Raw genomic sequence first — 14,273 nt, 5'->3', positions numbered from 1 at the left:
TCGGGTGAGTGGGGATAACCGGCAGCGCCTGGAGCAGTTGATCAGCTCGCCCCCGCCGAGGGCAGCCATCCATGCGACAGTGCGACAGAAGGATCCCCCACATGCTCAAGAAGTTCATGGCCACCGCCGCGGTCACCGCCTCCGTGCTGGGTGCGGGCGCTGCCGTAGCCACCCCGGCGATGGCGATCGGCAACGACCGCGGCACCAACACCGTCAACGGCAACGGCGCCGCGCAGATCTACGGCAACCAGGAGACCCGGGGCAAGATGAGCCCGCAGGCGAACCTGGTCCAGGGCACCGCCAACAAGCTCTGCATCGGCCTGCCGGCCAAGGTCAACGTCCAGTCGATCCTCGCCCTGGTCAACGTCGGCGTCGAGGACATCAACGTCCTGGCCAACCCGATGAACCAGCAGTGCGCCGAGAACTCCACCCAGGCCAAGGGCGACGAGCCGCTCTCGCACATCCTGGACAACATCCCGGTCCTCTCGGGCAACCTCTCCGCCGGCAGCTGACCTTCCGGTCCTCCGGTTCCGCGCCGACGCGGCATGCCGCGTCGGCGCGTTTCATTTGGTCTAGACCTTGACAGGTTCAGACCATTTCGCTTCAGTGGGCGCTGTTGCCGCCCCCACGGCAACTCCCCCCACTGAAGGAGCAGTTACGTGATTCGTGCGCTTCGCCGCCGTGCCCTCTCGCTGGCCGCCGCCGCGACCGCCACGGCAGGCCTCGGGCTCGCCCTCCTCCTCCCCTCCTCCCCCGCCTCGGCAGCGGCCCCGTGCGCGGGTGCGTGGGCCCCGTCCGCCGTCTACACGGGCGGCATGAGCGCCTCCCACAACGGGCACAACTGGCAGGCGAAGTGGTGGACCCAGGGCGAGACGCCCGGGACCACCGGGGAGTGGGGCGTGTGGTCCGACCAGGGTGCCTGCGGGGGCGGCGGGGGCCAGGAGCCGGACCCCGGCAACCCGTCCGGATTCGTGGTCTCCGAGGCCCAGTTCCAGCAGATGTTCCCGAACCGGAACCCCTTCTACACCTACGACGGCCTGGTCGCGGCCCTCTCCGCGTACCCCGGCTTCGCCACCACCGGCGACGACACCGTGAAGCGGCGCGAGGCCGCCGCCTTCCTCGCGAACGTCTCGCACGAGACCGGCGGACTCGTCCACATCGTCGAGCAGAACACGGCCAACTACCCCCACTACTGCGACGCGACCCGGCCCTACGGGTGCCCGGCCGGCCAGGCCGCCTACTACGGGCGCGGCCCCATCCAGCTGAGCTGGAACTTCAACTACAAGGCGGCCGGCGACGCGCTCGGCATCAACCTCCTCGCCGACCCGTACCTCGTCGAGCGGAACCCGGCGATCGCCATGAAGACGGCGCTCTGGTACTGGAACACCCAGAACGGCCCGGGCACCATGACCGCTCACGCGGCCATGGTGAACGGCGCGGGCTTCGGCGAGACCATCCGCTCCATCAACGGCGCCCTGGAGTGCAACGGCGGCAACCCCGCACAGGTCCAGAGCCGCATCTCGAAGTACCAGAGCTTCACCCAGCTGCTGGGCGTGACACCGGGCGGCAACCTGGGCTGCTGACCGGCCGGGGCTTCCCCGTACTCCGGCTTCCTCGTACTCCGGCTTCCTCGTACTCCGGCGGCCTCGTACGCCGGCGACCTCGTACGCCGGCGACCTCGTACTGCGCGCCGCGGGCTCAGCGCGTGGCGCGCAGTGCGGTGGCCAGCGCGGTGGCGAGCTGGGCCCGCGAGCGCACATCGAGCTTCTGGTAGATGCGGGTCAGCCGGGCCTCCACCGTCTTGACGCTGAGGAACAGCTTCGCGGCGGCCTCCTGGTTGCTGGCCCCCTGGCTGACGAGCAGCGCCAGCCGGGTCTCGGCCTCGGTCAGGGCGGCGGCCGCCGCCTCGGGCCGGCCGCCCTCGCCCGCCGCCGGCTCCCGGGCGAGCTCGGTCCACGGAGTGGCGCCGGCCCGCTCGAACACCTCGGCCGCGGCCAGGAGCGCGACGCGGGCGGGTGCGCGCCGGCGCCGGCGGCGTTCCACCCGGGCGAGCGCGAGCAGCGTGCGGCCCCGCTCCAACGGCAGCCGCAGGGTCTCGAACCGCTGCGCCGTGGCCTCCAGGAGCTGGACGGCCGCATCCGCCTCCCCCTGCGCCGACAGGCACAGGCCGCGGGCCCGGTCGAGCGCCGCCACGACCCCGGTGCGGCCGAGGCCGCGGGCGACGGTGCGCACGGAGTCGAGCAGCCGGGCGGCCTCCTCGGGCGCGTCGGCCGCGACCAGGGCCTCGGCCAGCTCCCCGTGCCAGCGCAGGATCGAGGGGTCCACCACCTTCTGGGCGGCTTCGAGTTCGGCGACCCGGCGCAGGGTGGCGACGGCCTTCGCCGCCTCGCCGGTGGCCAGTTCGACCAGGCCGAGCGCGTGCAGGCTGCGGGAGAGGAAGACCTGGTCGTGCTCCTCGTAGGAGGCCTGGATACCGCGCCGGGCGTATCCGGCGGCGCGGGCGAAGCTGCCGCCGTTGGCCTCGGCCATCGCGGCGACGTACCAGGCGGGCCCGGGCGAGAGGCCCGCCTCGATCGTCAGCTCCAGGGCCTGGCGGGCGCGGGATGAGGCGGCCGTGCACCGGCCGCTGCGCAGTTCGACCTCCGTGAGGCTGCGCAGGACCTCGAAGACGTCCTCGGCGGAGCCGGTGCGCTGGACGGCGGGCAGCAGGACCATCAGCTGCCTGCGGGCGTCGTCCAGGCGGTCGTCGAAGAGGGCGTGCCGTACGGCGAGGTACTGCGGCGCGTTGCGCATGCCGAGCGGTACCTCGGGGGCGGGCAGGGCGAGGGCCTCGGCCAGGATCGCCTCCGCGCCGGGATCCCCGAGGATGCGGCCCATGCGGGCCCGTACGGTCAGGGCCATGGCCTCGGCGACCTGGTCCCCGCCGAGGGCGGCGAGGGCGCCGGCCCGGGCCGCGGCGTCGCGCGACCGGACGGGGTCGCCGTCGCTGAGGTTGTGCTTCCAGGCGATCCGCAGCTGGACCGCGGCCTCGAGCGAGGGGTCCCCGGCGGCGTCGGCCATGGCGCACGCGAAGGTCTCGTCGAGGGCGCCCAGTGCCTGCCCGGCGGCGTCGATCACCGCCAGCCGGGCCCGGACCCGGCTGGCGGGCGAGGCGTCGCGGGCCAGGACGGCCCGGGTGGCGCGGCGCGCGAGGTCGGCGCGGCCGGCCCAGCCGGCGTCCTCGGCGGCCGTGACGAGGCGGGCGAGTTCCTCCCCGGCCAGGTGGGAGGGGGTCCGTTCCGCGGCGAGCAGGCCGAGTTCGGCGGCCAGGGCCCGCTGGCCGCGGCGGCGGCAGACCGCGGCGGCCTCGGTGATCTCCGCGGCGAGCCACTGGTCGGGGGTGTCCACGGCCAGCGCCCGGTGGCGGACCGCCTGCACGGGGTCGTCGACCGCCTCGGCGAGTGCGGCGTGCCCGGCGGAGCGCTCGGGCCAGCCCGCGTCGGCGGCGAGAGCGGTGGGCAGGGCGCCGGCGGTGAACTCCACGCTGCCGTCCTCCGCCACCCGGACCAGTGCGGCCCGTTCCGCCTCGGCCAACTCCGCTTCGGCGTCGGGACGTCCGGCCCGGCGCAGCAGGGCGGTGGTGGGGCGGGCGGCCAGGGCGGCGAGCAGGAGGGTGCGGCGGGCCTGGGCGGGGGCCTCGGCGAGCAGCCTGCGGGCCACCTCGCGGGCCTGCCCGGAGACGGGCAGGGTGTCGGCGTGGTGGGCGCCGCCGTCGCGGGCCCCGGCGGCCTCGGCGAGGGAGTGGCCGAGGGCGAGGGCCAGGCGCGGGTTGCCGCCGCTGGCCTGGTGGATGCGGCCGGCGAGGCGGGCGGGCAGGCCGTGGCGGACGAGGAGTTCGGCGATCTCGTCGGCGCCGAGCGGGGGCACCCGGATCGCGGGCGTGCCGGCACCGCAGAGGGATTCGCCGACCGGGGCGCCGCCCTGGACGCATTCGGCGACCAGGACGCGGACCCGGGGCGGGGTCAGGCGCAGCGCGAAGCGGAGCAGGTCGGTGCTCTCGGCGTCGAGCCACTGGGCGTTGTCGAGGACGAGCAGGACGGGGTGGCGGTCGGCGAGCGTACGGAGCACCTCGAGGACCGCGAGGCGCAGCGCGACGTGGTCGCGGCCGGCGCGGGGAGCGTCCGCCTCGCGGCACAGGAGGGCGATGGCGGTGCGCTGGGGGCCGGAGAGCCGTTCGAGGGCGGCGCCGGGGACCGTGGCCAGCAGGGCCGCGGCGGAGGCCTCGGGTATCCATTGGTCGGCGGCCTCGGGTGCCAGGCGCAGCACCGTCTCGCGGCGCGTCGCGGCGGCCGCCGCGACGGCGCGTACGACCTCCGTCTTGCCCGCGCCGGCGGGGCCGGTGAGCAGCGCCCGGCCGTGCGCGTTCAGCGCGCGGTCGACCGCTTCGACCAGTTCGTCCTGTCCGACGCTCGTGTCAGCGTTCCCCGTCGCCGCCACCACGCACAGCCACCAGCCTCTCGGTCCCCAGCTCCTGTGCCATTCCTGTGAGACGCGACAATACGAGGTCGGATGCCGAGTGGACACGGATTGTGACGCAGAAATCAGCCAGGTGACGCGAAAAGCCGTCGGACCCGCCGATACACGGTGTATCAGCGGGTCCGCGGCGTGGGCTTGGTCCGTACTATCGGCCTGTCAGGCCGAGTTGGCGGGCGAAGCGGAATCTGATCAGAAGGTCAGGTTCCAGAAGTCGATCTTGCCGGTGTCGCCGCCGGCGTTGTCGTTGACCCGCAGCTTCCAGGTGCCGTTCGCGACCTCGGAGGAGGCGTTGACGGTGTAGGTCTGGTTGATGTTGTCGGTGCCCGAGCCGGTGCGGTTGTGCAGGTTGTACACCGAGCCGTCCGGGGCGATCAGGTCGACCTTCAGGTCACCGATGTAGGTGTGCACGATGTTCACGCCCACCTTGAGGGTGGCCGGGGCGTTGCCGGTCTTCCCGGTGACGGTGATCGGGCTCTCCACGGTGGTGTTGTCACCGATGGTGTAGTCCGTGCCGTTCTCGAGGGCCGGGGGCGTGGTGGTCGTCACGGCGTTGACCGTGGCGGTCGCGTCGGCGAGACCGGTGCCGCAGCCGCCGGAGCAGACGCCGGCCAGCGGGCGGGTGTTGTTCTTGATCGCCGCCTCGATCTGGGCCGGGGTCAGCGAGGGCTTGGCGGCGACCACGAGCGCGGCGAGGCCCGCGACGTGCGGGGCGGCCATGCTGGTGCCCTGGTAGGGCTTGTAGATCTCGGCGCCGGGGGTGGTGGTGCCCGCGTTCAGCGTGGAGAGGATGCCGTTCTCGGGGGTGGTGACGGTACCGGGGGTGTCGGTACCGCGGCGGGTCTCACCGCCCGGGGCGGCGACGTCGATGCTCGCGCCGTAGTTGGAGTAGAAGGAGCGGTCGCCGGTGCGGTTGCTGGCGGCCACGTTGATCACGTTGTTGCAGCTGGCGGGCGAGAAGCCGGCCGCGTCGGAGTTGCTGTTGCCGGCGGCGACGACGACGGTCGTACCGCGGGCGACGGCGGCGTTGATGGCGTTCTGGTAGGTCGCGGTGCAGGCGCCCGAGCCGCCGAGGCTCATGTTGATGACCTTGGCGGGGGTGGCGTTCGCCGGGATGCCCGCGACGGAGCCGCCGGAGGCCCAGGTGATGGCGTCGACGATGTCGGAGGTCGAGCCGCCGCACTTGCCGAGCACGCGCACGGGCTGGATCTTCGCGTTGTACGCGATGCCCGCGACGCCCTTGCCGTTGTTGGTGGCCGCGGCGATGGTGCCCGCCACGTGGGTGCCGTGCCAGGAGGAGTTGCTGGCCTTGGAGCCCACTCCGCACTCGCCGTCGGTGGCGTTCCAGTCGCCCTCGTCCGCGGGGTTGCTGTCACGGCCGTTGCCGTCACGGGCGGAGGAGGAGCTGCTGATGAAGTCGTAGCCGGCGACCACGTTCGCGGCGACGTCCGAGTGGGCGACGTAGCCGGTGTCGATCACGGCGACGGTGACGCCGGAGCCGGTGGTCTTGTCCCAGGCAGCAGGAACGTTCATGCCGGCGGTGGGCTCGAAGAGGTCCCACTGCTTGGCGTACTCGGTGTCGTTCGGTGTGGCCATCGCGTAGGCGCGGGCGTCGACCTCGACGTAGGCGACGTCCGGGTCGGCACGGAACTGGGCCATCACCTTGGCGGCGTCGGCGGGGGCGGTGGCCGAGCCGAGGCTGACCAGGGCCGCTCCGGTGCCGAGGCGGCGGTCGAACTTCGCCTTCTTGCCGGCCTTCTTGCCCTTGGCCGCGGCGTCGTCGGCGGCCGCGGTGTTGGAACTGGCCTCGGAAGCAGAGGTCTTGTATCCGACGATGAGGTTCTCGACCGGGGCGGTGGCGGCGGTCTCGGCGGACGGCGCCGGAACGTCGGCCGCGACGGCCACGGAGGCGGTGGCGGAGCCGGCGAGCAGGGTGACGGACATCGCCACCACGGATATGAGCCTGCGTCTCGATGCGTGCACGAAGTTCCCTTTCGCGGGCCGATTCCGGGCAGGCCGGAGCGGCCGGTCGGTGCAGTGTGGGAGGTGACCGGCGGCCGCGGGACCGGGAGCGAGCTGGTCGAACTCGCCCCGGCCGCCGCCGCGCGCCACGTTGCCCCGGCCTCGACGGCGGGGCGGGGCAACGGCGGTACCGAAGATTCCCCCTGATGGGACGGCATCATGCCATGTGGGGTTGGCGTGTGGGCCGTCGGGTCAGGGGAAGATCGCCGATGGGCAGACAGTAGGCAAAGCGGGGATGAACGCGATACGGGGAAAACCCTTGTCCGCTCCCTGCCGCTCCCCCGCCGGACACTCAGGAGCTGGCGCCGGCGGCGTCCCCGGCGCCCCCGCGGGGCGGGAAGAGCTTGCGGAAGTACGTCCAGCTGGTCTCGTTCGGCTCGGACCATTTGTCCGGGGAACGGGCGAATTCGGGGTGCTGGGCGGCGATGTGGGCGCGGGTGCGCTCGGGAACCTCCGCGTAGGAGCCGAGTTTGCGGCCGCGGCAGTGGAAGGTGAGGCCGCCGGGCCGCTGCCCCTGTTCCATCCAGGGCAGCCAGGGCGACATCCGGGTCCAGGACATCGTGGCCGGCACGCTGGGCGCGTCCGTGTGCAGGACGGAGGCGGGCGCGAAGAACTGGAAGAGCTCCAGCGCCCGGTAGGTGTCGTCGGCCGAGTGCGCCGGGTAGTGGGCGACGGGCAGCGGCGAGGGGTAGGCCAGCGGGATCTCCAGGCTGAAGCAGACCTGGTCGCCGAGCTCGGTCAGCGGGACGGGGAACGGACGCAGCTTCTGGTGGGCGGGATCGTTCCAGACGTGCACCACCGGCCGGCCCTCCCAGGTGTCCAGGATCTCCCGGGTCAGGGGGTCCAGGTAGAAGGCGGCCTCCCTGGCCAGCAGCCGGAAGCCGCCGGTCTCCTCGTCCGGGACCAGCCGGGCGACGTTCAGCCCTTCGAAGCCGAAGAGCCGCCGGTGGGGCTCTCCGGGGGCCCAGGTGTGGACGTCGCCCGTCCACCAGAAGGTCACCTCGGCGCCGTCGAGGGAGGCGCGGGTGCGGGCGAAGGCGTGCAGCAGCTCGGCGGGCGTCATCTCGGGTGTCATACGCCGTACTGTGCGCGGCCGGTGTGCGCAGCGGCAAGGACGCCCCGCGGAGCGGGCCGGCGGCGCCGTTCACCCTCCGGACGCCGGGTTGACTCGGGTGGCGCCACCGGCGACCGTGACCGCCATGGGGAAAGAACGCCGCCTGCTCGCTCTCGCCCTCTGCCTGGTCCTGGGCGGCGGCCTGCTCGCCGCCGTCCTGGGGGCCTCGCGGGCGGCCGGTCCGCACCCGCAGGCGGCGGGCGCCGGCCCGGCCCCTTCCGACTACGCGGACCTGCGCGACGTTCCCCCCGCGTCCGAGCCCGACCCGGCCCCGGGAGCCGAGGGTTCGGCCGGTTCGGTGGTGGTGGACTGCGGACGCAACGCGGAGGGCCACTACAACGAGGACAACCTGGTGGTCTCGCCCGGCCTGCCGGCGGGCGCCCACCACACGCACGCGTACGTGGGGAACCTGTCCACGGACGCGATGTCGACCGACGCCTCCCTGGACGCGGCCGCGACCAGTTGCCGCGGCGGCGACCGGTCGACGTACTACTGGCCCGTCCTGCGGCGCCCGGACCGGCCCGGAACACGCCCGCACGAGGGCTCGGCCGGGCACGGCAACGCCGGGCGGATCCTGCCGGAGGCCTCGGTACGGGTGGAGTTCCGCGGAAGTCCGGTGAGCAAGGTGGTGGCGATGCCGCGCTTCCTGCGCGGGATGACCGGCGACGCCGTCGCGTACACGGCGGACAGCGACGCCGACGTCCGGGCCCGCTGGGGCTGCTCCAGCGCCCCGGACCGGACCACCACCCGCTATCCGCGCTGCCCCGAGGGGGACTCCGTCACGCGCACCCTGGTCTTTCCGAGCTGCTGGAACGGCCTGGACACCGCCGGTGAGCAACCCCGCTCGCACTTGAAGTTCCCCGCCGCGGGCGGCGTCTGCCCTCCGCGCACCTTCCCCGTGCCCGAGCTGCGCCTCTCCCTGTCCTACGAGGTCCCCGCGGACGCTCCCCTCGCCCTGGATTCCTTCCCCGAACAGCGGCACAGCCCGAAGACGGACCACGGCATGTTCGTGAACGCGATGACCGAGGAGCAGATGGCCGCGGTCGTGTCCTGCCTCAACGAAGGCCGCGCCTGCCACATGTGACCGCCTCGCGAGTGACGCACATCACATGAACCGGCTCCGTCCCGGCGGCGTGTTCCGACCGCACCACGCAAGCGAGGAAGACGGAGAGGGTGAGATGGCCGGACCACTGTGGCCCCGCACTCGGCGGGGCTCGACCGATGAAGCACTGATCAGGTCGGTGTACGAGGAGCACGGCCACGCCCTGCTCGCGTACGCCACCCGGCTGACCGGTGACCGGGCCGCCGCCGAGGACGTCGTCCAGGAGACGCTGATCCGGGCCTGGCGGCACTCCGAGGTCCTGGTGAACGGAAAGGGCTCGGTGCGGGGCTGGCTGCTCACGGTGGCCCGCAACATCATCACCGACCGCTACCGGGCCAGGGCTGCACGACCGCCGGAGGTCTCCGGGGCTGCGGCCGCTCCCCCGGTGGAGGAGGACCACGCCGATTCCGTGGTGGACGCGATGACGGTGCTGGGGGCGCTCGACCGGCTGTCGCCGGAACACCGGGACGTGCTGAAGGAGTTGTACTACCGCCAGCTCAGCGTCGCGGAGGCCGCCGACAGCCTCGGCATCCCGGCCGGAACGGTCAAATCGCGTGCGCACTACGCGCTCAAGGCCCTGCGCGACGTCTTCCGGGACCACGGCGCCGGGAACGGCGCTTCCAGACGAGGCAAACGACCGGGCAGGCCGCCCCAGCAGCCCGCCGGACTGCGTGAGGTGGTGGCATGAACCGGCAGCGGCACGAGGAGGAAGAACAGCTCGGCCCGTACGTGCTCGGCGTCCTGGATCCGACGGAGGTCCGCCGGGTCGAGGAACACATCGGCGGGTGCGTGCAGTGCAGGGAGGAGGTGGCCGCGTTGCGCGAGATGGAGGCGGCGCTGGGCGAGGTCCCCGAGGAGGCGTTCCTCGACGGGCCGCCGCAGGGCGGCGACCTGCTGCTCCAGCGCACCCTGCGGCAGCTGCGCGGTGAGCGGGCCGGCGAGCGGCGCCGGCGGGCGGGACTCGCGGGACTGGCCGCGGCGGCGTCGCTGGCCGCCGTGTTCTGGGCCGGTGCGCAGCTGGGTTCCGGCGATCCGGGGGCGGTGGCGCTGCCCCAGCCCTCCCCGACGGCGTCGACGGCTCCCTCGCCGCCCGCGCCCGGGACGAAGGTGGCCTCGGCCACCGATCCGGTCACCGGTGCCCGGATGACCGTGCAGATGACGCCCGCCGCCCAGTGGGTCCGGGTGCACGCCGCGGTCACGGGCGTGCCGCCGGGCGAGCGGTGCCGGCTGGTCGTGGTCGCCAAGGACGGTACGCGCACCACCGCGGGCGGCTGGGTGGTCGGCCGGCAGAACGGCGAGGGCAAGGGCGCGTCGCTGGACGGCTCGGCGGCCGTGGATCCGGCGAACGTGCAGGCGGTCCTGGTCGAGAACGAGGCGGGCAAGCCGTTCGTGTCCGTTCCGGTGTAGCCGGTCGCTCCGGACCGTCGGGGCGCGGACGTGACAGGGCCCGGGAGCATGTCCAGCTCCCGGGCCCCTGCTTGCCACCCAATTGCGCACACCGGCGGCGTTTAAGAGCCGCGGATCATAGTGAGACCGACGTGTTCTGCCATTGAACTACCGCGCCACGAGGAGAGGCGCAGGAGGGACTTGAACCCCCATCCGTCGGTGATCGTCCGCGCTCGGTCGATCCGGTGTTCGGCGGCGAATACTGAGACTGGAGCGAGAATCTGAGATTTACGGGGCCGCCTCTGCCGGGCTTGGGCCACCCCGGCCCGCAAGGCCGGGGGAGGGATTCGAACCCCCAACTGACACCCCTGTTCAGCTTCAACATCAGTTTCAGCTTGCGCTCTCGCGCACCCCCTGCAGACATACAGGGGGAGATTTCAGGGCTACCCGAACAGGTAGCCGAACACCGCGTCCCCGACCCGCTGGTCGGTGACCTCAGCGCCGTTGGCCTCCTCGCGGGCGAACTTGACGGCCTGCTGGAGCTTTTCCACGCGGTCGAGCAGCTCGTTCACGCGCCGGGCCGGCAGCGCCCCGGAGAACTTCACCGTCGTCCAGTACCCGACCGGAACGTCCTCGTAGTAGACCTCGACCTGCGCGGGGTGCTTCTCGGTGGCCTCGGCCTTGACGTGGTTGCGCGGCACCTTCCTGGTGCGGATCGTGCGTACCGGGTCCGTCTTCCAGGAGTCCGTGGACGGGTCCAGGTTCCAGGACTCGGACGCGTCCAGCACCGGCAGCTTCCGCACGAAGGTGTGCAGGTCGGTGAGCTGCTTCTCGAGGAAGAGCAGGTAGGGGACGGGCACCTGGGCCAGCAGGACCCTGCCGTCCACGACGACGTCGGCGGCCGCGGTGCGGTTCGCCCAGTCCTTCGTCGCCGTCACGTCGAACAGCCGCGTGAGCGTGCCGGCCGTCGCCCGCAGCACGTCCTCCGCCTTGACCTGGACCCGCGTGGACTCGGGCGGCAGCTGCTCGCCCTCCTCGTCCTTGGGCTGGTAGGTCCGGGATATACCGGCCAGCAGGGCGGGCTTCTGGACGTCGTGGTGAGCCTGCGAAAGCTCCTGGAGGGACTTGGACTTGACGCCCTTTTCGACTGCGATGATCTGATTCAGCTTCGGCACGGCATGAACCTACAGGAGCCGGGTCCGCCCGCACATGCGAATATCCCGCGCTCCCGCCCGCCCCGCCCCGCCGCAGCCCGCAGGGGCAGATGGCCGCCCGAACCGGCCGAGGCGGACCGATCATCACATTGCGGTCCATGACATCCTGTGACGTCACAACTCGCCGGACGGGATCGGCGGACGTCCGGGGAATATGGGGATGGTCCATGAGGCTCTGCTTCCTGGTGGAGGAGCACTACCGCCACGACGGCATGCCGAACGAGGTGATCCGGCAGTTGACCGCGTGGGGGCACCGGGTCGACGTGGTGCGGCCGGGGGGCTCGCTGCTGTCCATGACCGAGGCGGTGCGCGCGGGTTCCCACGACGCCTGGGTGCTCAAGACCGTCTCCGGCGGCCCCGGCCTGACCCTGCTCGAGGCAGCGGCCGCCGCCGGGCTGACCACGGTCAACGACGCCCGCTGTATCCGCGGCGTGCGGGACAAGGCGCTGGCCGCCGCCATCGGCCGCGCCCGGGGGCTCCCGCTGCCGCCGACCTACGCGGCTGCCCGCCCCGAGCTGCTGCGGGAGATACCGGCGGCCGAGTACCCGCTCGTCGTCAAGCCGGCCGACGGGAGCGCCGGACGGGCCGTCCACCTGGTGTCCTCGCCGGAGCGGCTGGCGGCGATGCTGCCCGTCCTGGCCGGCGAGGGCCTGCTCATCGCCCAGCCGTACGTGCCCAACTCGGGCACCGACATCAAGGTGTACGCGGTCGGCGGGGAGCTGTTCGCGACCGAGCGGTGCTCCCCGCTGCACCCCGACCCGGCGGTGCGCGAGCGCCGCGTGCCGCTGTCGGCCGAGGTCGCGGCGATCGCCGCGCAGGTGGGGGCGGTGTACGGGCTCGACCTGTACGGGGTGGACGTGCTGCTGGGTCCCGAGGGGCCCGTGGTCGTCGACGTGAACGACTTCCCGAGTTTCCGTCAGGTGCCCGACGCGGCCGCGCGGGTGGCCCGGGCGGTGCTGGACCTGGCGCGCGCGGGAGGGTCCCCGCCCCCGTCGGTGCCGTCGCCGCGGCCGTACGCGCCCCTGCCGCTCTCGGTACCGGCGCACCTGTCGGCGGGGGCGGTGGACGGCGCGTGAGGATCGGTCTGATCACTCCGGAACCGGGGCATCCGCTGCTGGCCGCCACCGCGGCCCTGCTGGCGCCGGACCACCTCGTCGAGGCGCTCGACCCGAGGACGGCACGAGGCGTGCCCGGACCGCCGGCCGATGTGTACCTGCTGAAGTCCCGCACTCCGCAGGCCCTGGATCTGGCCCGGCACCTGGAGGAGCGGGGCGCACCCGTGGTCAACACGGCGGCGGCGACCTCCCGGTGCCAGGACCGTACGGTGATGGCAGAGCTGGCCCTGCGGGCCGGGCTGCCGTTCGCCCCGACCCGTACCGTGGGCCCGCTCTGCGCGTGGGTGGACTCCGGCGGGTCGCCGCCCTTCCCCATGGTGGTCAAGAGCCGGTTCAGCCGCCGCGGCGACCTGGTGGCGCGGGTGGACGACGCCGCGGGACTGCGGGAGTTGGCGGCGCGGTGGCCGGGCGAGCCGGTGGTGGTGCAGGATTTCGCGCCCAACAGCGGCTGGGACCACAAACTGTGGGCGATCGGGGACCAGGTCTTCGCGGCCCTGCGCCGCTCCGAACTGTCGCCCGGCGGGCCCGGGCCCGCCCGGCCGCCGGCCCGGGCCGGCGTGCCCGCCGGCTGGGCCGATCTGGTGCGGGCGACCGGCGCGGCCTTCGCGCTGGACGTCTACGGCGTGGACATCATCGACGCCGGTGGCGGCAGGCCCCTGATCGTGGACGTCAACGCCTTCCCCGGCATCCGGGGCCAGGAGGGGGCCCCCGGGGCACTGGCGGCCCTGGCCCTGCGCCGGGCGGGCGCCGGGACGTCCGGGAGTGTCGCGGCGCCTTGAGGCCGCGGGATCGGTGAGGATCGGGGCATGGGCCTCGTCCTGCCGGTCTTCTTCGCGCTGTTCGCGGCGCTCAGCAACGCCCTGGCGACCGTGCTCCAGCGGCGGGCCGCGCTCACCGTGCCGCAGAGCGACGGCTTCCGGTTCGGGCTCGTCCTCGACCTGCTGCGGCGGCCGCTGTGGATCGCCGGGATCCTCGCCGTGGTCGCGGCCGGGGTCGGACAGGCCCTCGCCCTCGCCACGGGCCCGCTGGCCCTCGTACAGCCGCTGTTCGTCCTGGAGCTGCCGCTCGCGCTGCTGATCGCCTCGCTGATGGCGCGGACCCGGCTGCCGGGGGCCCTGTGGCTGGCCGTGGCGGGGGTGGTGGCCGGGCTCGGGATCGTGCTGGTGGCCGCCTCGCCCGAGGGGAACCGTACGGACGTCCCGCTCGACCGGTGGGTGCTGGGCCTGGCCGTGTGCGGGGCGGCGGTGGCCCTGCTGGCGGTGGCCGGCCTGCGCCGGCCGCCCGGGCGGATGCGGGCCGGGTGCCTGGGCGCGGCCACCGCCGTGTCCTATGCACTGACCGCCGCCCTGATGAAGTCCGCCATGCACGTCCTCGACGAGGGCGGCCTCGGCGCCTTCCTGACCACCTGGGAGACGTACGCCTTCGCCGCGAGCGGCGTCTGCGCGCTGCTCATGCTCGAACACGCCATGCAGGGCGGTCCGCTGGTCGCCTCGCAGCCCGCGCTGACCCTCGGGGACGCAAGCGTGAGCGTGGCGCTGGGCGTGCTCCTGTACGAGGAACACCTGCGGGCCCAGTGGTGGCTGCTGCCCCAGCTGCTGGGCCTGGCCCTGATCTGCGCGGGGGTACTGGCCCTGGCCCGGGCCGCAGTCCCGGAGGGGGCGGGGTAGCCCACGGGGCGGTCGAGGGGAGGGCGACTGCGGGCGGGAGTCAGAGCACTAGGGGGTGTCTGACGGAGGTCCGTGGTGAAGGAGCGGTGTCCGGTGCGTGCTCTCGGCGTGCCGGCCGGATGCCCCCGTACTGGACGTACT

The 14,273-nt window shown here is 73.5% G+C and carries 12 protein-coding genes; 8 read left to right on the top strand and 4 right to left on the bottom strand.

The window, feature by feature from the left end:
* Positions 1-101: 101 nt before the first annotated feature.
* Positions 102-512: a rodlin gene (locus tag AB0D44_RS27565; protein WP_362595745.1), complete on the top strand. Its 411-nt coding sequence runs from the start codon at positions 102-104 to the stop codon at positions 510-512.
* Between the two features lie 180 nt (positions 513-692).
* Positions 693-1,583 carry a glycoside hydrolase family 19 protein gene (locus AB0D44_RS27560; RefSeq protein ID WP_362595812.1) on the top strand — a complete coding sequence of 297 codons (891 nt, stop codon included), beginning with the start codon at positions 693-695 and terminating at the stop codon, positions 1,581-1,583.
* A gap of 115 nt (positions 1,584-1,698) precedes the next feature.
* On the opposite strand, the gene AB0D44_RS27555 is transcribed toward AB0D44_RS27560, so the two are convergent.
* The 3 genes from AB0D44_RS27555 to AB0D44_RS27545 form a co-directional block, all read right to left on the bottom strand.
* Positions 1,699-4,479, bottom strand: coding sequence for a LuxR family transcriptional regulator (locus AB0D44_RS27555; RefSeq protein ID WP_362595744.1), 2,781 nt, complete (start codon positions 4,477-4,479; stop codon positions 1,699-1,701).
* 225 nt (positions 4,480-4,704) lie between these two features.
* Positions 4,705-6,456, bottom strand: a complete 1,752-nt coding sequence (locus tag AB0D44_RS27550) for a S8 family serine peptidase (protein WP_362595810.1) — start codon at positions 6,454-6,456, stop codon at positions 4,705-4,707.
* Between the two features lie 370 nt (positions 6,457-6,826).
* Complete coding sequence (locus tag AB0D44_RS27545) at positions 6,827-7,597, bottom strand: DUF1838 family protein (protein ID WP_362595808.1); 771 nt, start codon at positions 7,595-7,597, stop codon at positions 6,827-6,829.
* 136 nt (positions 7,598-7,733) lie between these two features.
* On the opposite strand from AB0D44_RS27545, the gene AB0D44_RS27540 reads away from it, so the two are divergent.
* The 3 genes from AB0D44_RS27540 (at position 7,734) to AB0D44_RS27530 (ending at position 10,157) form a co-directional block, all read left to right on the top strand.
* Complete coding sequence (locus AB0D44_RS27540) at positions 7,734-8,732, top strand: DUF1996 domain-containing protein (protein WP_362595742.1); 999 nt, start codon at positions 7,734-7,736, stop codon at positions 8,730-8,732.
* A 94-nt stretch (positions 8,733-8,826) separates the two neighbouring features.
* Positions 8,827-9,438: a sigma-70 family RNA polymerase sigma factor gene (locus tag AB0D44_RS27535; RefSeq protein WP_362595740.1), complete on the top strand. Its 612-nt coding sequence runs from the start codon at positions 8,827-8,829 to the stop codon at positions 9,436-9,438.
* On the top strand, positions 9,435-10,157 hold the full coding sequence (locus tag AB0D44_RS27530; RefSeq protein ID WP_362595738.1) for a zf-HC2 domain-containing protein: 723 nt from the start codon (positions 9,435-9,437) through the stop codon (positions 10,155-10,157). The genes AB0D44_RS27535 and AB0D44_RS27530 overlap by 4 nt, the downstream gene beginning before the upstream one ends.
* Before the next feature lie 422 nt (positions 10,158-10,579).
* Here the strand turns inward: AB0D44_RS27530 and AB0D44_RS27525 are convergent, their stop codons facing one another.
* Positions 10,580-11,311, bottom strand: a complete 732-nt coding sequence (locus tag AB0D44_RS27525; RefSeq protein WP_362595736.1) for a hypothetical protein — start codon at positions 11,309-11,311, stop codon at positions 10,580-10,582.
* A gap of 206 nt (positions 11,312-11,517) precedes the next feature.
* Between AB0D44_RS27525 and AB0D44_RS27520 the strand changes: the two genes are divergently transcribed.
* The 3 genes from AB0D44_RS27520 to AB0D44_RS27510 are packed head-to-tail and all read left to right on the top strand — an operon-like array spanning position 11,518 to position 14,132.
* A complete protein-coding gene (locus tag AB0D44_RS27520; RefSeq protein ID WP_362595735.1) occupies positions 11,518-12,426 on the top strand; it encodes a hypothetical protein in 909 nt (302 codons plus the stop codon).
* Positions 12,423-13,244, top strand: coding sequence for an alpha-L-glutamate ligase (locus tag AB0D44_RS27515; RefSeq protein WP_362595733.1), 822 nt, complete (start codon positions 12,423-12,425; stop codon positions 13,242-13,244). The genes AB0D44_RS27520 and AB0D44_RS27515 overlap by 4 nt, the downstream gene beginning before the upstream one ends.
* A gap of 27 nt (positions 13,245-13,271) precedes the next feature.
* Positions 13,272-14,132 carry a DMT family transporter gene (locus AB0D44_RS27510; protein ID WP_362595731.1) on the top strand — a complete coding sequence of 287 codons (861 nt, stop codon included), beginning with the start codon at positions 13,272-13,274 and terminating at the stop codon, positions 14,130-14,132.
* The last annotated feature ends 141 nt before the right edge of the window (positions 14,133-14,273 follow it).

It is taken from the genome of Streptomyces sp. NPDC048349 (assembly GCF_040651925.1).
Classification (GTDB): domain Bacteria; phylum Actinomycetota; class Actinomycetes; order Streptomycetales; family Streptomycetaceae; genus Streptomyces.
This window is presented reverse-complemented; position numbering and strand designations above follow the sequence as displayed.